The organism is Paenibacillus paludis (assembly GCF_042610515.1).
Taxonomy (GTDB): domain Bacteria; phylum Bacillota; class Bacilli; order Paenibacillales; family Paenibacillaceae; genus Paenibacillus_AQ.
Genome location: NZ_JBGJZP010000001.1, coordinates 608,779 through 629,497, shown reverse-complemented (window position 1 = coordinate 629,497; position 20,719 = coordinate 608,779). Strand labels below are relative to the sequence as shown.

20 protein-coding genes and 1 pseudogene are annotated in these 20,719 nt (G+C 49.2%); 14 read left to right on the top strand and 7 right to left on the bottom strand.

All coding sequences use genetic code 11. The features are described 5' to 3' along the window. Positions 1–512 precede the first annotated feature (512 nt). Entirely contained in the window at positions 513–1,373 is an 861-nt protein-coding gene (locus ACAN56_RS02800; RefSeq protein ID WP_379140253.1) for a replication initiation factor family protein, read from the top strand. Here ACAN56_RS02800 and ACAN56_RS02795 read toward each other — a convergent pair. Next, positions 1,336–1,497 (bottom strand): helix-turn-helix domain-containing protein, encoded by a 162-nt coding sequence (locus ACAN56_RS02795; protein WP_379140251.1) that lies wholly within the window; start codon positions 1,495–1,497, stop codon positions 1,336–1,338. The two genes, ACAN56_RS02800 and ACAN56_RS02795, sit on opposite strands and share 38 nt — an antisense overlap. 207 nt (positions 1,498–1,704) lie before the next feature. Here ACAN56_RS02795 and ACAN56_RS02790 point away from each other — a divergent pair, with 207 nt between their 5' ends. The 7 genes and pseudogenes from ACAN56_RS02790 to ACAN56_RS02760 all read left to right on the top strand — a co-directional run bounded on the left by ACAN56_RS02790 (position 1,705) and on the right by ACAN56_RS02760 (position 9,772). Beyond that, a complete protein-coding gene (locus ACAN56_RS02790) occupies positions 1,705–2,481 on the top strand; it encodes a recombinase family protein (RefSeq protein ID WP_379140249.1) in 777 nt (258 codons plus the stop codon). 159 nt (positions 2,482–2,640) lie between these two features. Then, positions 2,641–3,848: pseudogene (locus ACAN56_RS02785) on the top strand (IS110 family RNA-guided transposase). Between the two features lie 444 nt (positions 3,849–4,292). Beyond that, positions 4,293–4,658 carry a dihydroorotate dehydrogenase (quinone) gene (locus tag ACAN56_RS02780; protein WP_379140247.1) on the top strand — a complete coding sequence of 122 codons (366 nt, stop codon included), beginning with the start codon at positions 4,293–4,295 and terminating at the stop codon, positions 4,656–4,658. A 557-nt stretch (positions 4,659–5,215) separates the two neighbouring features. Then, positions 5,216–6,226, top strand: a complete 1,011-nt coding sequence (locus ACAN56_RS02775) for a 2-oxoacid:acceptor oxidoreductase family protein (protein WP_038600037.1) — start codon at positions 5,216–5,218, stop codon at positions 6,224–6,226. A gap of 26 nt (positions 6,227–6,252) precedes the next feature. After that, positions 6,253–8,559 (top strand): thiamine pyrophosphate-dependent enzyme, encoded by a 2,307-nt coding sequence (locus tag ACAN56_RS02770; RefSeq protein ID WP_342435790.1) that lies wholly within the window; start codon positions 6,253–6,255, stop codon positions 8,557–8,559. 224 nt (positions 8,560–8,783) lie between these two features. Beyond that, complete coding sequence (locus tag ACAN56_RS02765) at positions 8,784–9,386, top strand: DUF1349 domain-containing protein (RefSeq protein ID WP_379140244.1); 603 nt, start codon at positions 8,784–8,786, stop codon at positions 9,384–9,386. An 80-nt stretch (positions 9,387–9,466) separates the two neighbouring features. Beyond that, positions 9,467–9,772 (top strand): hypothetical protein, encoded by a 306-nt coding sequence (locus ACAN56_RS02760; RefSeq protein WP_038593132.1) that lies wholly within the window; start codon positions 9,467–9,469, stop codon positions 9,770–9,772. Positions 9,773–9,922: 150 nt separating this feature from the next. On the opposite strand, the gene ACAN56_RS02755 is transcribed toward ACAN56_RS02760, so the two are convergent. The 5 genes from ACAN56_RS02755 to ACAN56_RS02735 all read right to left on the bottom strand — a co-directional run bounded on the left by ACAN56_RS02755 (position 9,923) and on the right by ACAN56_RS02735 (position 14,492). After that, positions 9,923–10,741, bottom strand: coding sequence for an ABC transporter permease (locus tag ACAN56_RS02755; RefSeq protein WP_038593130.1), 819 nt, complete (start codon positions 10,739–10,741; stop codon positions 9,923–9,925). Next, positions 10,738–11,757 carry an ABC transporter ATP-binding protein gene (locus tag ACAN56_RS02750; RefSeq protein ID WP_038593127.1) on the bottom strand — a complete coding sequence of 340 codons (1,020 nt, stop codon included), beginning with the start codon at positions 11,755–11,757 and terminating at the stop codon, positions 10,738–10,740. Before ACAN56_RS02750 ends, ACAN56_RS02755 begins: the two co-directional genes overlap by 4 nt. Positions 11,758–11,779: 22 nt before the next feature. Continuing rightward, the gene (locus ACAN56_RS02745) at positions 11,780–12,577 is read right to left on the bottom strand and encodes an ABC transporter permease (RefSeq protein ID WP_038593125.1); all 798 of its coding nucleotides are present in this window, start codon (positions 12,575–12,577) and stop codon (positions 11,780–11,782) included. 31 nt (positions 12,578–12,608) lie between these two features. Further along, positions 12,609–13,643: an ArsR/SmtB family transcription factor gene (locus ACAN56_RS02740; protein WP_379140240.1), complete on the bottom strand. Its 1,035-nt coding sequence runs from the start codon at positions 13,641–13,643 to the stop codon at positions 12,609–12,611. A gap of 333 nt (positions 13,644–13,976) precedes the next feature. Continuing rightward, on the bottom strand, positions 13,977–14,492 hold the full coding sequence (locus tag ACAN56_RS02735) for a MogA/MoaB family molybdenum cofactor biosynthesis protein (RefSeq protein WP_379140238.1): 516 nt from the start codon (positions 14,490–14,492) through the stop codon (positions 13,977–13,979). 227 nt (positions 14,493–14,719) lie between these two features. Here ACAN56_RS02735 and ACAN56_RS02730 point away from each other — a divergent pair, with 227 nt between their 5' ends. The 6 genes from ACAN56_RS02730 to ACAN56_RS02705 all read left to right on the top strand — a co-directional run bounded on the left by ACAN56_RS02730 (position 14,720) and on the right by ACAN56_RS02705 (position 19,222). Next, the gene (locus ACAN56_RS02730) at positions 14,720–15,751 is read left to right on the top strand and encodes a CobW family GTP-binding protein (protein ID WP_379140236.1); all 1,032 of its coding nucleotides are present in this window, start codon (positions 14,720–14,722) and stop codon (positions 15,749–15,751) included. A gap of 93 nt (positions 15,752–15,844) precedes the next feature. Then, entirely contained in the window at positions 15,845–16,192 is a 348-nt protein-coding gene (locus ACAN56_RS02725; RefSeq protein WP_038593119.1) for a four-helix bundle copper-binding protein, read from the top strand. A gap of 214 nt (positions 16,193–16,406) precedes the next feature. Beyond that, positions 16,407–17,366: an ATP-binding cassette domain-containing protein gene (locus ACAN56_RS02720; protein ID WP_379140233.1), complete on the top strand. Its 960-nt coding sequence runs from the start codon at positions 16,407–16,409 to the stop codon at positions 17,364–17,366. Beyond that, the gene (locus ACAN56_RS02715; RefSeq protein ID WP_379140231.1) at positions 17,363–18,073 is read left to right on the top strand and encodes a hypothetical protein; all 711 of its coding nucleotides are present in this window, start codon (positions 17,363–17,365) and stop codon (positions 18,071–18,073) included. Before ACAN56_RS02720 ends, ACAN56_RS02715 begins: the two co-directional genes overlap by 4 nt. A 70-nt stretch (positions 18,074–18,143) precedes the next feature. After that, positions 18,144–18,608 (top strand): hypothetical protein, encoded by a 465-nt coding sequence (locus tag ACAN56_RS02710; protein ID WP_038593114.1) that lies wholly within the window; start codon positions 18,144–18,146, stop codon positions 18,606–18,608. Continuing rightward, a complete protein-coding gene (locus ACAN56_RS02705) occupies positions 18,605–19,222 on the top strand; it encodes a class I SAM-dependent methyltransferase (protein ID WP_379140228.1) in 618 nt (205 codons plus the stop codon). Before ACAN56_RS02710 ends, ACAN56_RS02705 begins: the two co-directional genes overlap by 4 nt. A gap of 90 nt (positions 19,223–19,312) precedes the next feature. On the opposite strand, the gene ACAN56_RS02700 is transcribed toward ACAN56_RS02705, so the two are convergent. Beyond that, positions 19,313–20,569 (bottom strand): winged helix-turn-helix domain-containing protein, encoded by a 1,257-nt coding sequence (locus ACAN56_RS02700; RefSeq protein ID WP_379140225.1) that lies wholly within the window; start codon positions 20,567–20,569, stop codon positions 19,313–19,315. Positions 20,570–20,719 lie beyond the last annotated feature (150 nt).

Sequence of the window (20,719 nt, the reverse complement as noted above, 5' to 3'; positions counted from 1 at the left end):
TTTTTTTGGGGGCTACCCAGTGCCGAATGATTCGTTAATTCAACCAATAACACACTTAACCCATGTAATACCGCTACAAGAATTTCTTCATTTCCTTTGTACGCACATAATGCTTTAATTTTATAACCTAAATAACGCTATTTCGATACATCGAACAGGTCGATTATGGTCAGATACTACCATGATTGACCTGTTTTTTGTTATCTTCGTTTTCTTACGGTTTTTTCAAATTCATTCGCAACTGTAGATTACTATACAACGATAGGTACGGTGAGAAGGTCATAAATCGCAACTTTAACGATGGACACAACGACAACTATAGTAAGAGCGGTGAACATTTGAGGTTACTTTGTCCGCAACATAACCGACCATTGCAACGATGATTACGGTGCAGGAAAGAAATCTGGTGACGACCAGTCAATATATACAGGTAAGGCAACGTTGTAAGGCTAGCCACCTTGCCCTCTAATATAGTCCGAAATTCGTTAAAAAATTTCGGTTGGGGGCTGAACATGAAAGACGTACAAGTTTCGATAGACCGTATTGTTATTGACTTTACAGATGTCTATTGGGACTTCTTCAATGAGTTCCACAAGCGTATCTGCCATTTCTACGGAGTAAGAATGACGGTGGGGGATAGAGGATTTCAATACCGTATCAGAATCAATACAGGAGAACACTTCCTGCATATCTCCTACAAGTTAGTCTTTGCTCCGAAAACTCGAAAGAACACGCTGAGAATTGAAGTCTATCCGAAGTCGCTTGTTTACTTTCGTGGTTGGCTCGAACAAATCCGAGACTATGCGAATCAAGTGTTGTTCGTGAGATGTGACGTAGCCTTCGATATACCAGTTCTAATAAAGGACTTGTTTACGATGTCTACGAAGGGGCGTAAGTTGCGAATCTTCAAGGGCACTCGCTATTACAACGGTAAGCATCAGCGTCAAGAAGATGGCTATTGTCGGGTGTATGACAAGAAGCGTGAGTTATTGGAGAGAAGGCGGCAGAACATCGAGGGGGAGCGAACGAGGATGGAGATTGTGTATGTACCGAAAGAGAAGATACCGCTTGCTTCACTGGTTCAGTATCCGCCCCAGTTTAATAGCAAGTATCTGTGTGCTGTGCTAACGGATGTATTCAAATTCACACCTAAGGTGGGGCGGCTAGTTCAGGAGATTCAACTAGGAGAACTGTTACCGCAGGATACGACACCGTACTATCGGAAGCGAATTCAGAATCAAATGAACTCACAGGAAGTAATTGACTTGGATGGACTAGCGGCGAAGCAATGGAAGGAAGCTATTACACTTCCTTGTGCAGTTTTATGCGGTCAGATTAGTCATCTTCCAATACAAGAAGTTCGTTCAGGCTGATGTTTAAGGTCTTACAGATAATATCGAACGTACTGAGATGCACCCTGTCTACCTCTTTGGAACACAAATGACTGATGGTATTAGGACGTAAACCTGCTAATCTTGCTAATTCACGCTGAGACATGTTCCTCTCAGCTAATATTTCTTTTAGTCGAACAACGACAGGCAATGAAGACACCAACTTTCGTACAGGTAATGTTCCTCCTATTATACTTCCTGAATATCAGTAATGGAAAGTGATTGATTGTATCGCTTAGGTGATATATAATGACGTTGTATCTACTAGGCGTTACATAAATCTGAATTTCTGTAACGGTGGGGAGGAAATAGCATGAATGTCATTGGATATGTCAGAGTTTCGACACAAGGACAAGCCAAGGATGGCTACAGTTTAGCGTACCAACAGGATGAAATCCGATCCTATTGTCAGGAGCAAGGATGGAATCTGATTACCATATATAGCGATGAAGGTATCAGTGGGGCGAAGGTCGATGAGGAAGCCCTTGAAGTGGATAGAATCGGTTTTCAGAGCATGTTAACCGCTCTGACAAGTCAATCCATTGATACTGTAGTTGTCCTCAATACAAGCCGTTTATGGCGGTCTGATATTGTGAAAGTGTTGGTACATCGAGAGTTTAAGAAGCATGGAGTAGATGTTCGGAGTATTGAACAACCGACTTACAGCATCCACAAGAAAGACCCGAACGATTTCCTGATTAATGGACTAATGGAGTTGCTTGACCAATACCAACGCTTGGAGATTGCCCTTAAGTTAGGTCGGGGGCGAAACAAGAAAGCAGAGCAGGGTGGCTATGCCGGAGGGAGAGCCACCTTTGGATACACAGCTAAGAAAGGTCAGAAGTATATCCAAGTGGACGAGAAGCAAGCGCTGACTGTCCGTAGAGCATTTGAGATTAAGGAACAGCATCCAACATGGACTCTTACTCGAATCGCAGAATCATTGAACGAAGAAGGTTTTAAGACACAGCAAGGCAGTTTGTTTACGAAAGTACAAGTCAAACGAATCTTGGACAGACGTGATTTTTATAGTGGTATATACCGTTATGGAGATATAGAAGCGGAGGGCTTACATCAAGCCATCCTTTGACGGAACTGAATGGAGATGCTTGCGTGCCATTGCGAACCGAAAGGTTAACGCTCGAACTGAGGTTGCACCCATTCTTTAACCCCGTCATACCAACACAGAATCCATATACAGGGGTGAATTCTTTTGTCACACTACAAACAAACGCATATTTATGTCGGAATGGATTTACATAAGGCTCAACATACCGCAGTTATTATCAATTGTTGGAATGAGAAGCTAGCTGAAATTCAAATCGAGAACAAACCGTCTGCTTTTGACGAGTTAATGAAGTTCGTCAAGAAGCATACACCAAAAGGCTTGACCCCTGTCTATGGTTTAGAGGATACGGGCGGCAACGGCAGAGCAGTAGCCGTTCACCTAGTCGAGAATAAACAAATCGTCAAGGAAGTCAATTCCGCATTATCCTATAACGAGCGCATGAGTAATGCGACTACGCAAAAGAGCGACAGTTGGGATGCGTTTTGCATCGCCAAGGTATTGCTTGCAAGATTGGACGAACTGCCGGAAGCAAATCCGCAGTACATATATTGGACAATGGGGCAAGTGGTAGCAAGACGTAATTCGATCGTCAAACACGCCGCTATGCTCAAGAATCAGCTTCATCAGCAATTAAGTTATCATTATCCATCTTACAAGAAGTTCTTCTGTGACATTGATGGGAAAGCAGCTCTTGCGTTTTGGGAGAAGTACCCTGCACCACATCATCTATTATCGGTGGGGGTGGAGGAACTAGCTATGTATCTTCGCAAAGCAAGCCATAATACTTGCTCTACTCGTAAGGCAGAAGAATATTAGAAGTGGTCAAGCAAGATGGAGCAACAAAGAGGAACTACCAAGAACATAGGGATTTCCTAGTTGTAAATATGGTTCACGATATGCGGAGAAGCCGAGAACTAATTAAGCAGACGTAAGAACAACTTCGTCAGGTGTTGTCACAAACAGAATATAAGTTAGAGTCGATGGATGGTATCAACATCGTCACAGCGGCGGAACTGGTGGCTGAAATCGGAGATATTAACCGCTTTGCCAATGCAGACAAGCTAGCCCGTTTTGCCGGAATCGCACCTGTCCGTTTTAGTTCGGGTGGCAAGGGCAAAGACCAAGCAAGCGGTCAAGGCAATCGGGCACTAAACAGCATCTTCCATAACCTAGCCGTTCAGCAAATCCAAGTAGCCAAAGGGAAGAACAAGACACAGCGTAATCCGCTCATGTACGAGTTCTACCAACGAAAGCTAGCAGAAGGCAAGACCAAGAAGCAAGCCCTTATATGCGTCATGAGAAGGCTTGTGAACATCATCTACAGCATGATGAAGAACAAAACTGAATACAGGGCGGCGAGTCCTCTAACAGAACTCAAAGCCGGATGATATAATGGTGGTAATTGGTAAAATGGTTATCACCTTTTCCTTTAGTAGAGTTTAAGATTACTACTTAGGGGACGGGAAATCTTATAGATTCAAGTCCAATAAAAATCCCTAGTAATGCTGTAAAGGTAGAACAGGCTAAGAATGGATACGATCAAACAAAATATACTTGGTCTGATGGAACTTATAAGTATGAAGCACGTTGGCATACAAGAACTCCTGGTGCACCTGTGGATCAAGGAAATACTTGGGTTGTTACAAGAACGACTCCAGGAAGCCAAACAACAAGAAAACAGGAACATATTTTGACGAGCGAGAATCAATGGACATCTATGAAACAGTGGCAGGATGCTGTAAGAGCGAGACAAAATGGAACAGCGACGCCTGAACAACAAGAAATCTTAGATTCAGGTCATTGGCCTGCCCCATAAGAATAGGAGGTGTCAAATGGAAATAGTTAAAGACTTTTATACTGGATTTGAGGGTGAACCGGAGATCATCTTCTATTTCCAGAATTCCGAGGGTCAAAAAGTTCAGATTAAGGCTTGGATTGGTTATTTTGATTCGATTATGGCGGCTATACAACCTAATGAAAACGGATGGAGTGGGCTCTCATATTACTATCATACGGATACTGGTTGGTTTGAAGAGACGCCATGGAGAATACCTGATTTAGGCGATGCGTTGAACGGTCTTCAAAGTGTCAATAAAACAGAATTAGATCAAGAGACACTAGAGGTCTATCGAAGTATATTTGAACTACTTCATCAGGCACAATCCGTAGATAGAGAAGTATTGGTTGAATATGATTAAACTTTTTTCATGATTTACGAAAGACCTTGATTGGCTTCGTGCCTTTTAAGGTTTTTCTTTGGTGGGGGCTACCCAGTGCCGAGTGAACTTATCATTCAACCAATAACCCATCTAACTCATGTAATACCCGTATACCTTTGAGAATTACAGCAATCCTGGCCCATCTCCGGATGGGCTTTTACGATTTTCAGACCCGTTTTTCGCTGGGGAGAGTAGTTAACTGTGATATTTATCATGATTAATGTGATAAATTTAACATCTTAATTTTTAATTTTATTGCTAAATTAAGGGTGACCTTGTATCCACAAAAACCTTGGGAAACACGGATTTTTCACACAATTTTCATATATTGTTGCTTGTATGGCAGATTACCTTCTATTAAAGTAACGCCACTCTGTCGCGTATAAAGAAATCATCTAAAATCCATAAATAAATGTGATTCCCAATGCGTGGAAAATGCAAGATATGTCACTTCGCGACTTGCAAATTCAAGTTACAATCGTTGAAAAAGTCAAAAGGATGTTATTCTACTTGACACTAAGGAAGGGGTTATGTCGGTGGTACAATTACCAAAATTGAACGATCTCGGTTTCTTTGAGATTCGTCTGGAGTCCATTGGAGGGCTGGGAGCGAATCTGGCCGGTAAGATGCTCGCGGAAGCGGGCGTGGTGGGCGCGGGTCTGAACGGCGTCAGTTTTTCGTCTTACGGCTCGGAGAAGAAGGGGTCAGCAGTAAAGGCCCATATCCGTTTCTGTGATTTGGACACACATATCCGCGATACGTCGCCGGTTGAGCGTCCACACGTCGTTGGGGTTTTTCATGAAGCACTAGCCAAAACCGTCAATGTGACAAGCGGCATTTATGAGCACAGTACCGTTCTTGTGAATTCGGCCAAGACGCCGGAGGAGCTGAAAGAGCTGCTCAAGATGAAGGCAGGCACGATCGCGGTGATCGATGCGACAAGCATTGCCCTGAAAGAAAAGAACCGGGTCAATATGGCGATGCTGGGTGCGTTGTTCCGGCTTTGTCCTTTCCTGGATACCGAAACCATGAAGGGCGTAATTGAGAAATCTCTTGGCAAAAAATATCCGCAAGCTGTACAATCGGCAATTACCACCTTTGAACGGGGCTTCAATGAAGTGAAGTTTATGGACTTCGAGCTACCGGAGGGCGAAAGCATGCCGGAATATGTACGTTCCGACATTTCAGCGCTGGGCTATGAGACCCAGCCGATGGGGGGAACCATCATTAACCCGGGCAGCAGCTTCCTCAAGAATCTGAGTATTTCCCGTTCCGGAATGATTCCTGCATATGAGAATGAATCCTGCATCCACTGTGCACAGTGCGATACTGTTTGCCCCGATCAGTGTTTTGTCTGGGAAGAACGGCTCGACCGCAAAGGCCGCTCGCAAATGTTCCTGCTGGGCATTGACTATCAATATTGCAAGGGCTGCCTGAAATGTGTAGGCGCCTGTCCGACCTCTGCGCTGTCCATTCTGCGTGAGAAGGAAGGCTATGCGGACAGTCACACGGTGCACCATCAATTCGATCTTATATCGCAGTCTTAATCTTCTGAAGAAAGGTGGAATGAACAGTGGCTATTGATTATGAAAAAGAAGTAGGTTCCGCCAAGGTGGAACAGAAATTCCTGTATGAATCAGGAAATGAAATGGCGGCATATGCCGCACATCAGATTAATTACCATGTCATGGGTTATTTCCCGATCTCCCCGTCGACGGAGGTTGCCCAGTTCCTTGATACGATGAAAGCAAGCGGACAGCATGACATTATGCTGGTTCCTTCGGATGGCGAGCACAGCTCGGCAGGGATTTGTTATGGTGCTTCTACAGCAGGCGGACGCGTATTCAACGCGACCAGTGCTCAAGGCTATATGTTCATGCTGGAGCAATTGCCTGTACAAGCCGGTACGCGGATGCCTATGGTCATGAACCTGGTCTGCCGCTCCATTTCTGGTCCGCTGAATATTCATGGCGACCATTCGGATTTGTATTTTGCCCTGAACACCGGCTGGCCGATCCTGATGTGCCGTGATCCGCAGTCCGTCTACGACATGAACCTGATGGCGCTGAAGCTGGCAGAGCATGCCAAGGTCCGCCTTCCGGTTATGGTTGCTTCTGACGGTTATTTCACCTCCCACCAGAAACGCCGTGTGCAGGCTTTCGCCCACCGCGAGGATGTTCAGAAGTTCGTAGGCGAACAGCCGCCAACCGGTTTTACCGATACGTTGGACCGCAACAATCCGGTTACGGTAGGTCCTTATATGAATGAACCGGATTATATCAACAACCGTTACCAGCAATCGGTAGCGATGTACAATGCTGGTGAAGTGTTCGAGGAAATCGCCCAGGAATTTGCTGAGCTGACCGGACGCCATTACCCTATGATTGAGGAATACCGGATGGAGGATGCCGACGTAGCGGTATTCCTGATGAACTCCGCTTCCGAAATTATCAAGGACGTGGTAGATCAGCTTCGCCTGCAAGGCATCAAAGCCGGTGCGATCTCGCCGAATATGATTCGTCCTTTCCCGCAGAAGCAAATTGCCGAAGCGTTGAAGAACGTTAAAGCGATCACTGTCGGGGACCGTGCTGACTCTGTTGGCGGACACGGCGGCAATATGGTCAACGAAATTAAGGCGGCCCTGTTCACTTACGGCAACACCACTACCAAGGTAATCAGCCGCATTTATGGACTGGGTGGTAAGGATTTCTTCGCTGAAGATGGACATCATTTCTTCCAGCTCGCCATGGACGCTGTGGTCGCGGATCGCGTAGAAGTGCCGTTCGATTATTATGGACATAATCCTGGTGAAGCGGAAAAAGCTCCGAAACGTTTGCTGAAACCGATGAATTTCGAGTCGCTCAAGACCGGCCTGATTACAGTGAAGCAGGATGAAGTGACCGGCAAGCTGAGTGTGAAGGTGCCTCCGGTCCGTAGCCTGATGAAGAAGCCTAGACGGTTGTCACCGGGTCATGGTGCTTGTCCGGGCTGCGGTATTTTCTCGGGCCTGGAGCTGTTCTTCAAAGGGATTGAAGGAGATATCGTAGCGCTCTACCACACGGGCTGCGCAATGGTAACCACAACAGGTTATCCGTACTCCTCCCATAAATCAACGTTTATTCATAACCTCTTCCAGAACGGTGCAGCTACGCTGTCCGGTGTCGTGGAAATGTTCTGGGAACGCAAACGCCGCGGCGAGCTGGATGGACTGGGCCTGCAAGAGGACTTTACCTTTGTCATGGTTACCGGCGATGGCGGTATGGATATTGGTATGGGACCGGCCATCGGCGCAGCGCTGCGCGGCCACAAGATGATCATCGTAGAGTACGATAACGAAGGTTATATGAATACAGGCGCACAGCAATCGTATTCTACGCCGCTCGGACACCGTACTTCGACATCCAGCATCGGGAAAACCCAGCAGGGCAAAGTAACACAGCATAAAGACACCGCGCAAATTATGGCGGCTACGAACATTCCTTATGTGTTCACCGGCTGTGAGGCTTACCCGCAGGATCTGCTGAAGAAAGCGGCCAAAGCACAATGGTATGCTCAGAATGAAGGTCTGGTCTATGGCAAGATTCTGATTGCCTGCCCGCTGAACTGGATGTCCGAAGACAAGGATGGAACCGACATCGTATCCCTGGCTGTCGAGTCTTGTTTCTTCCCGCTCTACGAAGTAGAGCAAGGAGCGACGAATATTACGTACAATCCGGAAGACAAGAATAAACGGGTAGAGGTCTCGGCTTGGCTGAAGACGATGGGCAAAACCCGCCATCTCCTGAAGCCTGAGAACGAGCCTGCACTGCGCAGCTTCGAGAACGAAGTACAACGCCGCTGGAACCGTCTGAAAGCGAAACACGAGCATCCAGACTTGTAAGATCGAGTCAACCTGTAAGCCATTATATATATTATTTTTCACTATATAAAAGAAAATTAAGCACAAAGCCCGGCGGATTCTTCTGCCGGGTTTATTTGCACAGAATCAAACTTACAGCATTTATAAGCTTCATACCGCCGCAATGTTAGGTTATATTGTTGTTATGGTAATTTGTGCCTAGCAAGTTAATGGCTGATGTGAAAACGGAAAGTGGAGGTGCCTAAATGGTAAAGACGAACAACTGGCAGGATGGGATATGGACCAATGAACCGAAGAGCTGTACTGTACAGGGCGATCAATTGATTGTCGAAGCAGTAGAGGGCAGCGATTATTGGCAAAAAACGATGTATGAATTTCAGCATGACAACGGGCATGCACTGCTGGTTCCATGGAAAGATGGAGAAGCGGTTGAAATCAGCTTTTCATTGCAGGGCATCACAGAACTATACGATCAGGCGGGAATTATGCTGTGGCATAGCCCTACAGTCTGGATTAAAGCAGGCATAGAGATGAATGATGGCGTGCCTCATGCCGGTGCAGTTGTAACTGACGGATACTCCGACTGGTCGTTGTCTCCCGTGGCAGAATGGGCCGGAGAGACCATAACTTTCCGCGCTTCGCGCATGAAGGATGCAGTTATCATCAGAGCCAGAACGCAGTCGCATCCCTGGCGGACCCTGCGGGTCGCCCGTTTTCCTTATGAGTCCGGTGTACAGGCAGGTCCTCACGTCTGCGCTCCTACAAGAGCGGGATTAAAGGTTGTCTTCACACGCTGGATAACCACGGATCCCGATAAGGATGTACATACGGATCCCCCGCTGCTCTAATCCTGCTGTATATTTTTTGAACCCCCAGCCATCCTATAGTTAACAGGATCTAAGAATACTTGGCTTAGGGGGTATCGGATATGAAGCGCTATATTACTGGATGGCTTGCTGCCGTTTGGACTGTAGGAACTGTGCTGACAGGCGCTAACCAGCCTTCACAACATGATGCAGATCAATCATTCACCATCCGGGCAGAGCTAAGAGGCAATATTCCGGACGTATATGGAGCGGTCGCACCAGGAGAAACGTCTGTGACAGAATCAGAAACGGGCAACAAAGCCGGAATTCCAATTGTGTACACCTCGATGGATAAAGAGAGGGGCAAATATTCTAAAAAGGTAAAAGCGTTCTTTAACGGACTTTGGGGACATATGGGTGCCCATTGAATCTGTGGTGAAATGCAATAAACCTCAAACTGAGGAAGATCCCGCAACAGATAGAAACAGGCCAGCCCGATTCCCGGCTGGCCTGTTTCTATCTGTATTTCTTGTGTATGAGGTGAGCTAAACACTATCACGTGTAATGCTTCGATAGTATCAAAATAAAGTCCAGTTGCCTTTCATTCTGGCATGTCTTTCTGCCCGGTACAGTGTGTAGCGGGTGCAGCCGATCAGCGCGAGGCTGCCGATAATCAGGATGACGAGCGACCACCACCAGCCTGTGCCGATGTCGTTATATAGTGCCCCGCGCACCAGAATCAAGCTGTAGGTGACCGGGAACAGTGCAGATAATCCTGTAGCCCAGGCCGGAAAGACCGCAGGCGGTATGCGCACGCCCCCGAACAGCTGCATCGGTGCCTGGAAGATATAGTACAGAAACGAAGATTCCCTGGAGAACAAGGATACCGCGCAGAGCAAGGCTCCCCAGACTATGGCCGCTGCCAGCGTTACCAGGAGGACCATCAGCAGCGCGAGCCAGTTTACAGAGGACATATCCGCTACAAAGATGAAGGTGAGCAGTGAAAAGGAGGCGAACATCCAGATGCCGTGAAGCAGAGAATACAGAGAACGCCCGTACAGAAAACCCATCTTCGAGGACGGGGTCAGGAAGACGGTCTCCACCGTTCCGCCTTTGCGCTCCAATTCGAACAGCCATGCTGATTCTACCGCTGTCCAGAACAGCTGAAAGACCAGATAACCGCTCAGCAAAAATAGGGGGATTCTGCCATCAGGGATAACCTGCGAGAGCATGGAACCCTCTCCGCTGCGATAAGGCTTCATCGAATAATAGGAAGTCAAAAAGGCGAGTGCCGGCCAAAACAGCAGGGAGAAAAACACAGTCCGGCCCTTCGTACGGTTCTGGTGCTGCTTGCGCAGCTCAGCTGCAACCGTCAGCCATAAACCACCGGGCCTCATGACACCCTTCCTTCCGAGAGCAAAATGATCGCATCCTCCAGATTGGGCTTGTCGCAGGAAAAACCGGTGATCACCAGACCGTTTGCTGCGGTCCAAGGCAGCAGCTCCGTAATCAGCCTGTCGGCGGAAGGGGTCTGCACGGAGATGCGGTAGAAGGCATCGCTCCCAAATGAGGATTCATCGCTTCGGCAGCTGCCCGCAAGCTCTGCCGGATGGCCCAGCTGGCCCAGATGCTCCAGCAGTTGCGGGCGCATGGCTTCATCCCAACCGGTGACATCGAGATGGGCGGTCTGCGATCCGGCAACCTGCCGGACAATCGCCTCCGGCCTGTCGCACAGCAGCAGCTCTCCGCGATTCAGTACATACACCCGGTCACAGAGCTCTTCAACCTCCTGCAAATAATGGCTGGTCAGGAGGATGCCTTTGCCTTGCTCTTTGGCAAGCTGCCGCACAGTGCCGCGCAGCTGCCTGGCAATAGGCGCATCCAGCCCGAGTGTCGGCTCATCGAGAAATAAATATTGCGGGTCATTGATTAGACCGCGGGCAATCTGCAGGCGCTGCTTCATTCCTTTGGAATATTGCTCCACAGGCTGGTCTGCGGCTTCAGTCAGGCCGACTTCAGCAAGCAGTCGATCACTTTCCACACGAATTTTGGAAGCACTGAGACCGTATAATTTGCCGAAATATTGCAGGTTTTCTCTTCCTGTGAGTCTCCAGTAGAGCATCCGTTCTCCACCGGCTATCATGTTGACCTTCTGCTGCACATCACGCCGGTTTCCGGCCAAAGAGACGCCGTCAATCTGAATATCCCCTGAGGTGGGATCAAGCAGGGTGGATAACATACGGATGGTTGTCGTTTTGCCAGCACCATTCAGTCCCAGCAATCCGACAATTTCCCCTTTATCAATGTTCAGCGACAGGTTTTTAACGGCAGTCACTCTCTTTAGCTCGGAGCGGAATAAGCCGGTTCTGTTCCTTGTTTCGTACGTTTTGGTAACCTCATTCATTTGAATCATTTGCTATTCACTCCTTCACTGGCTAAAATCGCTCAAACATTCCACGCTCCACGCGCCGGTTGCACCATAAGCCTACTGCGATGTAAAGGAACGACAGCAGCAGGACCAGGGGAACATCACTCAGTCCAACTTCCTCCCCGGTAAGCAGACTGCTGCGCAGAAGCTCAAGTGCAGAGGTCAGCGGAAAAATCTCGGCTGCCTGCTGCAGATAACCGGGCAAATATTGCCGCGGGAACTGAAATCCGCAGAGCAGCGTAGTTACCGCAAAAAAAGTGTTTTGTACGATGTATGTATCTCTTGTGTACAGCATGATGCTTCCCAGCACCAGAGCCATCGCATAGCAGGACAGCAAGAAAAGCAGTCCGCTGGTCAATACCGACAGCAGATGGGGGGTGGGGAGCCGAAGGCCTGCCAGATATCCGAACAACAGGATCGTGACCAGTTCAAAACCGCTGCGGTACAGCTGCTGGGCGGCGTTGCCCAGAAAATATCCGTTCCGTCTGGAGGGGGAGAGCAGCAGCGCTTCCAGGGTTCCTTCCCGCCATTCTGTCATCAGCGCGCGGGAGACATTCATGATCATGCTGGTGGAGAAAATGCTTAGTGCCCCTCCGATGATTACATAGGCCAGGTAGTTGCTGCTGCCTGCAAAAACAGAGAACTGTGCATCCAGTTCGCCCCGGATCAAATAGTAATACGAGAAATAAGAAATTAGGACAAGATAGCCTCCTTCAATAATATGACCGAAGGTAAAGGTCCAGGGGTAAGCTCTCAGATTGGATCTCTGGTTCCTGACTGCGGTTGCGATTGCGGTTTGCCACACAAAGAAACAACTCCTTTTTCAGTAATCGGCGTTATTGTTCGAAAAACTGCCTTTGCAAGTTGATCAGACTGTCAAAGGCTTCCTTGTTGCAGAAGTAGAACAAGTAATTGCCTTTCCGCTCGGAACCCGCCAGTCCGGCCTCAACCAGTTGCTTCAACTGCTTCGATACAGCCGCTTCTGAGATGCCGAGAAGCGGGGCCAGTTGTTTCGTGCAATGCGGAGCCTGCCACAGCAGCTTTAGAATTCGCAGGCGGCTTCCATCACCGAGCGCCTTCAACTGGCGCAGCAGATCCTCTGGAGGTGCTTCGCTGTAAGGCAGGCCGGGAATATCCACGGCCAGCGGAAGGGTCAGTGTATCCTCGCTCCAGTCCATTAGCAGATGCGGGTGGATGAAGGTTGAAGGCAATACATACACCTGCTGCAGACGATCATAGGGGAAATAGTAGGTGACTGCCTTCTGGGCGGTAAAGGTTCCGCTCCCGGCGAGCAGGCGCGGGTGCAGCGAATTCAGTGCCTTTTCGGCTGAGAGGATTACATCTGCCTGAAACTGTGTGGCGGCTGTGCTGATCCACGGGGCGATGTAATCCCATTCCTTGCGGAAATACTCCCTCTCGTAGGTCTCCAGCACAGCAAGCAGCAGGTGGCGGACGTCTTTCAGATTCTTCAGCAGATACAGCCCGGCTTCATCCGGCTGTTCTCCGTGAGGGTTTGCTAACCTGCCCTGCTGCCATTCAAGAATCGTTCCAAGCGAGACCTTGCTGTTCAGCAAATGGTGCATAAATTCTGCATCGGGCAGACTCTTGAGCAGTGCGATGCCTTCTGAGCATGTCAAGGAGGAGCCGGGACGAACTGGTGTCATCAGGGACAGCCATCCGTCCGATATCCTCCCGATAGTCTGAATCTCCTCGCACAACGAGTGCGGCATTTGCGCTGTAAGTTCCCTGGCCCAATGCAGCCGTTTCGGATGATGCTGAGGCTGATGCAGCACATGCAGACTGCACAGCAGTTCATGATACGGACTGATGACGGTTTTGATCTTGCGTTGCAAGGTTAAGAGTGAGCTCATCTCGTTCCTTTCCGATTAACCATTTGGTTAATCAAAAACCACTTTCGCGTAAAGTGTTCAATATTATAAATTTCACAGCCCCGGTTGTCAATGGATTTTTCCACAGCTGAAAAAGGCGAAAGAACACCGCGTGAATACCGTGCACGCATTTGTTCTTTCACCTTTGAGGGCAGCATTATTATGATTTGGAAGAGCTGTTATCGCTTCTTGCCGCGCATGGAGCCGGAGATAGTGCACATCTCATCTCTGACAGAGTAAGTGTAAATATGGGATTGCTCATTTGTCCATGCTCCAGTAAATATGGGCATTCCATTACTCTGTCCTATACTCCAGTTACGGCTGTTTATATATTTCACGCATGACATGGCGCAGCTCGGGAATAATCAGCCGTTCCATGGCCAGCTTAATTGCACCGGTGGAACCGGGCATGGAGAAGATAGCCGTGTTGCCGATCGTCCCGGCTATAGCCCGGCTGAGGATCGCAGCAGAGCCGATATCATCCGTGAAGCTCAGCAGCCGGAAAATCTCCCCGAAGCCCGGCAGCGACTTGTCAAGCAGGGAAGCAACGGCTTCGTAAGTGGTATCCCGCGGTGAAATTCCTGTTCCCCCGGTCAGCAGTACGGCTTCTATGCCGGAGTGCACGGAGCTTTTGTAGATCAGCTCGCGGATATCTTCGTAATCGTCCTTGACGATGTCGCGGCCCGTGACAACAAATCCAGCCTCTTTAAGCATAGATTCTATCAGGGCGCCTCCGGTGTCAGTCTCCAGGGTACGCGTGTCCGAGACCGTTATAATATGGCAGGCCACCGTTTGGGGCGCTTCACGCCGGTGTTCCTCTACAGATGACATGCAGACCAACTCCTTCATCATTCATTATGGCTGCCAGCTGTCCAACGAGACAGCTTGGGCTCAGCCTAATCCTTCTTTACCCCATATTAGGGGAAGGATTAGTCAAAGACAAGCTGCGGCCTTGACCGAAGTCGAAATCCCCCGCTCAACTCCGGCCTCCTTGCGTGCATATGGGCACTTGTAGTACACTCGCTACCATAACGGAATTTTGTTGGGAGAGATGAAACTTGGAACAGGCATTGCCAGTTTACATATTGTCAGGGTTTCTGGGGAGCGGCAAGACGACTCTGCTGCAAAGGCTGCTGGATCACTGGAAGACACAGGGACTCAGACCGGCAGTTATCATGAACGAGCTTGGCGAGGTGAACCTTGACGGGCTGCTGGTCGAACAATCCGTACCGATGGCAGAAATGCTGGGTGGCTGCATCTGCTGCACAAGCCGCGGTGATCTCAGTACGGAACTGACTACGCTGGTAAAGAAAGAATCACCCGATGTTGTTATCATTGAAGCGACAGGTGCGGCGAACCCGCTGGAAATCGTAGATGCCGTTACCGAAACCTCGCTGTATCAGCTGGTAGAGCTTAAAGGGCTGATTACCGTTGTGGATACCGCACATTTGCTGGAGCTGTACCGGTCCCAGCAGGGCGCTACCTACAGGCTGATGCAGGAGCAGATCCGCTGCGCGTCCGTGCTGATACTGAACAAAACCGACCGCGTAACCACAGAGGAAGCGGAAGAGATATCCGCCGTGCTGCGCAAATGGAACGCCTACGCCCAGATCATGCCTGCGGTGCGCTGTGAATTGGAGCCGGAAGTGCTGCTTGGCAGCGTCGGCGGAGTTCATGCGGAGGCCCGTCCTGAGGAGGATGCAGAGGATGAAGCAGCCGGTCCGGCGGTCGGCGGTTTGAATACGGAGAATGGGGGAGAATCCCATCATACCCATGACCATGTAATGGCATATACCCATTATTTTAAACGTGCGGTGAACAGTGAGGAGTTCGAGCAGTTCGTTAAGGAGCTTCCACGGGATGTTTACCGGGCTAAGGGGATCGTAACTTTTAATGACACTGCGAGCCGTTTTCTGTTCCAATATGCCTACAGGGAAGCCGATTTCATGAAAATAACTCCTCAGGGCGATGTCCCTGATGTTGCTGTATTTATCGGTGAGCACTTCTCATCAAGCGAGCTGCGCAGCAGGCTGCTTCAGCTGGAGAAACGTACATTGATCCGGCCGGGTACAGTGAAGAGGAGCCTTTAATCAAGCTTCCTTTGACAGGGGAATTGGTTCGTTCCTTTTCTTGCAGGTTAATAGATAGGCATACCCTATAATAATTGCAGGAGGTTTTAGGCTATGACCCGAATTCAATATCAGGAGTGCATTGACGCTTGTATAAAATGTATGAACGCCTGTAACTACAGCTATGTCTCAAGCCTGAAAGAATATGATCTAGCATCACTGCGGGAGAGCATCCGGCTTGACCGGGAATGCGCGGACATTTGTTCCTTCGCCGTTCAGGCAATGACCCGCCAAAGTCCATTTGTAGCGGAAATCCTTCGCTTATGTGCTGAAATCTGCGAACGTTGTGCCGACGAGAGCAGCAGACATGAGCATACTCATTGCCAGGAATGCATCGATTCCTGCCGCAATGCCGCATTAGCTTGCCGTTTAATCAGCGATGTCGTTGAGGTATACGCGTAAATTTAAAATTGCTGTTTTGCAGCAGACTATACAAGACCAGACCAACGCAGTAATTATACTGAGGGTTCTGGTTTTTTTGTATAGAATGGATCCTCAATCTGTTCTTTCTCAAAGGAATTTAGTGCAGTTCCGGCGAATTATAGAGTGGAAGAACCAGTTGTCCATTAGATGCGCTAAGCAAGCTTGGCTTCTGGCTAAGGGGGAAGACAGCCGAATGGCGTTTCGAAGTATTAGTGAACACCGATTGACGGACCGCAGCGGTCCTTTGATTGAACTTACCCGGGCTACCAAGGTTTATGGAGGACGCCCAGTTTTACGTGAAGTCTCACTCACGGTGGAAAGTGGAACGGCTCTGGCTTTGATCGGACGTAACGGTTCCGGCAAAAGTACGCTGCTCTCCATTTTAGCTGGACTTACCCAGCTTACTTCCGGGACAATCCAACGCAGCAAGGGGACGATTTCGATTGGTTATGCACCCGAGGCTTTCCCGGGTCTTAAATTTTCTGCTGAACAGTACTTACGCAGTATGGGCCGGATCGGCGGGATGCCGGAGGCGGGACTGCAAGAGCGCATAACAGCGCTGCTGGAGGCTTTTCATCTGGAGCAGTTCCGGACGTATCCTATGACCAGCTTCTCTAAAGGAATGCTGCAAAAGGTGAATCTGATTCAAAGTCTGCTTCCGAAGCCAGAATTGCTGCTGCTTGACGAGCCTATGTCCGGCCTGGATCTTCCGGCACAGCATACGCTGATTGAACTTCTTCAAGAGTTGAAGCAAGGCGGTACAGCGATGGTATTCTCCGTTCATGAGCCGCTTTGTGTGGAAACCCTTGCCGATGGCGTACATGTGCTTCAAGCAGGCCAAACGGTCATGAAGGTATCAGAAACAGCGAGTCTGCAGGATAAGCCTTCCACATACATAATGTGCACAGCTATTGCTCCTCAACAAAAATCGGCTTTGGCGGAGATGCCGTGGTTGATCTCTATAGAAGCGGTTCGGGATGAGTACGGGATGGAATGTTCCGGTTTAACTGTGGAAAGGGAATGGACAGATCAATGTCTCAGGGTTGTGCTTGATGCGGGCGGATCGGTGATCTCTATAGAACGGCGCCGCGGCTTATCAGGGCTTATGCAATGGATGGACCCGAAGACTGTCCAGGAGGTACAACCTTTATGAGATCGCTGATCGCGTATTTTCTACGCAGTTATACCTTTTCTCAGCGGTATTTCGCTCCCGTTGCCGGAACTCTGATCGCTGTGCTGATTCTCTACTCCTATAAGCCTAACCCGGTGATGAACAGCTATGCGGCGTCGGCAGTGATGTTGTTCGTCGGTTGTGCCTGGCTGGGACTGAGCTTTCTGAATCATGAGCAGGCGGTGCAGCGGCAGGTAGCTGTGGTTCATCTTCGAAGTGCGGTTAAGCACAGCATTGGGGAAATGCTGACAATGGGGGTGCTTACTCTGCTGCTCAGCTTCGTGATTGTGATGTATCCTATAGTTACGGGGAATTTTAGTGATCCCGTGGGAGGGTACCGTTTATTTCTTGCTTTAGCCGGACATGCGCTGCTCGGGTTCCTGGGAATTGCAATCTCGCTCTATTTGCAGTCCTCCTGGGTTTCCAAAAATAGCTATGCTGCGGGATCAATGCTGATCATTATCACGCTGTCTATAGGGGGTACCCAACTGCAGGAGCTTGTCCCGGGTCCTGTCATGCCTATCCTGCTGCCGCCGGTGTCACCGGTTATGGATGCTTTGATGAACGCGGATGATCTGCCTGCTTCATCACTGCTGGGTTCCTTCGCCCATACGCTGGCCTACATTTCTGTGCTGACCGGCTTTTATTTGTACCGCACCAGCCGAATGGATGTTAACAAAAACTTGTGATAAACAGACTTGGCGTGAAGCCATTTAAATTCATTTTCTGAAAAACGAAGAGAGAGAAACGGGAGGAAAGATGAAGGATACACAAATACCGGAGAGTGAACAATCCAAAGAGCTATTTGCTTATTTCGGGCTGGCAGTCTATTATTGTCAGGCTCTGGAGCAGCAGTTGACCAATCTGCTGCTGCTTACGAAGCTGTCTCAGGGGAAGACACCTACTGAAGCGGATCTCGCAGATCTGTATCAGCGCAAACTCAGCAATTCACTCGGCCAGCTCATCAAAGAAATCCAGCATCATTTTCCATTCTCGGAAGAGGAGACGGTGCAGCTGCAAGCAGTCTGGAAGCAGCGCAACCATATTGTCCATGACTATTTTAAGGAGCGTATTCAGGAGACCTTCACTCCGGCCGGCAGGGCCCACATGATCCGTGAGCTGAAGCGTTTCAAGAACAAGGCCAGAAGATTGGAAATCAAGCTGCAGGGCTACTGCACGGAGATGTACACGAAATTGGGACTTGAGGAGGAGGATTTAATGTGAATGAAGTTTATAAGCAAATTCCACTGTACAGATACCTTAGTTTCTGTAATGAAAGTGACCTCGAACGGACTGTGCTGGATTGCGGAGCAGGTGGAGACAGCCCTCCACTTGGCTTATTCGCCCAGTATGGGTATGTGGCCAGCGGCATAGACTGTAATCCGGAGCAAATAGATATAGCTCAGACCTGGGCTGCAGAGAAGGGCTATGAACTGGATATACAGCAAGGGGATATGCGGCAGCTTGCCTTTGATGATGAGTCATTCAGCTTCGTCTACTCCTATAATTCTATCTTTCATATGAGGAAATTGGAGGTCGCACAATCCATAGAAGAAATGAAGAGAGTGCTGAAGCCTGGCGGGATCATGTTTGTTAACTTTTTGACGGTGAATGATTTCCGCTGTGGTGAAGGCGGCGATCTTGGACAGAACCAATACGAGCAGTTTGACGATGATCTGCCGGTGATCCACTCTTACTATACCGCTACAGAACCGGATGAATTGTTCAGCGGGATGAAGTTGCTGTATAAGGAAGACAGGGTGCTGCAGCGAATATATGACGGTCAACTGATCACCCAGGGTTTTGTAGATTACATCGTGCAGAAACCGCTTCGCTAACATGTATACATAGTAGAGCAAAGAGACTCTCCCGGATAGCAGAAATGCTGTCCATAGGAGAGTTTCTTTTGTGTTTAATGAGGAGCTGTGCTACAGATTTGCTGTCTCCAGCGCTTCAAGTCCACATGCCTTGATTACCTCCGGGGCAAATTGAATAGCGGATGCTCCTGTGCAGCGCGCTAGGGAAGACAGAACCTGCCGCAGTGCGGGTATCATTTCTGCAGTAAGCACCTCTTCAGGCTCCCACCACCAGCGGGTAATGGTAAGGATGCCGCTTTTTCTGTTCATGACCGGCTCAAACCGGCCGATAAAACGGTCACCGTACAGGAGCGGAAGCACGTAGTAACCATATTCCCGTTCCACCACAGGTTTGTATACCTCCCAGCGGTAATGAAATCCGAACAGCTGCCGGATCAGTTCTCTGTCCCACAACAGATTGTCCAAGGGAGCCAGAGCAGCGGCGAAACTTCCCGGAGAGAATCTGCTTCCGGGATCTTCTGCCTCTTCCCCCAGCTGCAGCACAGCTTCAAGCTCGGGCGCATCCATTGTCCGCATGTAAAGCGGCAGCTTAATACCCTCCACGTGCACCTCGCGCAGGCTGTCATTCTGCAGCAGACGCTGCACTGCCGCGGTCCGCTCTTTGCTCTTCAGACCGGATATGCCAAGCCATCCGTCACCTGATTTATTCCACTGGAGTCCGATGCTGCCAATGCGCCGCAGCACGTACCAGTCATGGTATTGTTCAGTCGTGGGATTGGGATCGGCTGCTGTAACGACCTGCTCCGGCAGCAGTCGTGACGTGAAATCGTAGTAGCGGCGGGTGTGCACACGGTGATGAATGGACACTTCACCCCGGAAGTACATGGTTTCCAGAGCTGCCCGCGACAATCTGGCAGGGGCCCAGGCCCAGTTAATCTTCTCTTTACCTTCCAGGTCCAGAGAAGAGAGGGGGCCGCGCTGACTCAGCGCATCACGGACTTGCAGCACCGTTGCTTTCAAAGGTTCATTTCCCTGGTGATGCCCGGAGGCTGCTTCCCTCAGCCGCTGGAAGCAGGGCCAGTCCTCCGTGCAATAGATCGACATGTTCTTGTCCCAGCCGTCGATCAGCAGCCTGTCCTGGTACAGAAGCTCATTGGCTTGAGCGGGAATAAAGCCGGGAATCCGTGCCTGAAGCACAAGCTCATGATTATGCCCGGCAATATTCAGCGGATCATATTGAATACATCCTACATGGCGAACGAATTCATAAATACCTGTCTTGCCGCCAGGAAGACCACCGGCGATCAGCCCCTGATGCTGCAGCAAAAAAAGTCTAGCCTGCTTCTTGCTTATGTTGTAGGTAATCATTATCGATCACTCCAATCATATGTATTAGTTTTCATTATATAGAACAAATGTTCTGTACACAAATACAATTTAACAGGACTAAGGGAAGTATAGTGATAGACTGGAGAGTATCATTAAGTTAATATGACAATTGGTGGTAAAGGGGATTTT

Coding starts and splice junctions, on each gene's coding strand:
- ACAN56_RS02800 (WP_379140253.1), top strand. CDS start 513: ATGAAAGACGTACAAGTTTCGATAGACCGTATTGTTATTGACTTTACA.
- ACAN56_RS02795 (WP_379140251.1), bottom strand. CDS start 1,497: ATGTCTCAGCGTGAATTAGCAAGATTAGCAGGTTTACGTCCTAATACC.
- ACAN56_RS02790 (WP_379140249.1), top strand. CDS start 1,705: ATGAATGTCATTGGATATGTCAGAGTTTCGACACAAGGACAAGCCAAG.
- ACAN56_RS02780 (WP_379140247.1), top strand. CDS start 4,293: ATGGAAATAGTTAAAGACTTTTATACTGGATTTGAGGGTGAACCGGAG.
- ACAN56_RS02765 (WP_379140244.1), top strand. CDS start 8,784: ATGGTAAAGACGAACAACTGGCAGGATGGGATATGGACCAATGAACCG.
- ACAN56_RS02760 (WP_038593132.1), top strand. CDS start 9,467: ATGAAGCGCTATATTACTGGATGGCTTGCTGCCGTTTGGACTGTAGGA.
- ACAN56_RS02755 (WP_038593130.1), bottom strand. CDS start 10,741: ATGAGGCCCGGTGGTTTATGGCTGACGGTTGCAGCTGAGCTGCGCAAG.
- ACAN56_RS02750 (WP_038593127.1), bottom strand. CDS start 11,757: ATGATTCAAATGAATGAGGTTACCAAAACGTACGAAACAAGGAACAGA.
- ACAN56_RS02740 (WP_379140240.1), bottom strand. CDS start 13,643: ATGAGCTCACTCTTAACCTTGCAACGCAAGATCAAAACCGTCATCAGT.
- ACAN56_RS02735 (WP_379140238.1), bottom strand. CDS start 14,492: ATGTCATCTGTAGAGGAACACCGGCGTGAAGCGCCCCAAACGGTGGCC.
- ACAN56_RS02725 (WP_038593119.1), top strand. CDS start 15,845: ATGACCCGAATTCAATATCAGGAGTGCATTGACGCTTGTATAAAATGT.
- ACAN56_RS02720 (WP_379140233.1), top strand. CDS start 16,407: ATGGCGTTTCGAAGTATTAGTGAACACCGATTGACGGACCGCAGCGGT.
- ACAN56_RS02715 (WP_379140231.1), top strand. CDS start 17,363: ATGAGATCGCTGATCGCGTATTTTCTACGCAGTTATACCTTTTCTCAG.
- ACAN56_RS02710 (WP_038593114.1), top strand. CDS start 18,144: ATGAAGGATACACAAATACCGGAGAGTGAACAATCCAAAGAGCTATTT.
- ACAN56_RS02700 (WP_379140225.1), bottom strand. CDS start 20,569: ATGATTACCTACAACATAAGCAAGAAGCAGGCTAGACTTTTTTTGCTG.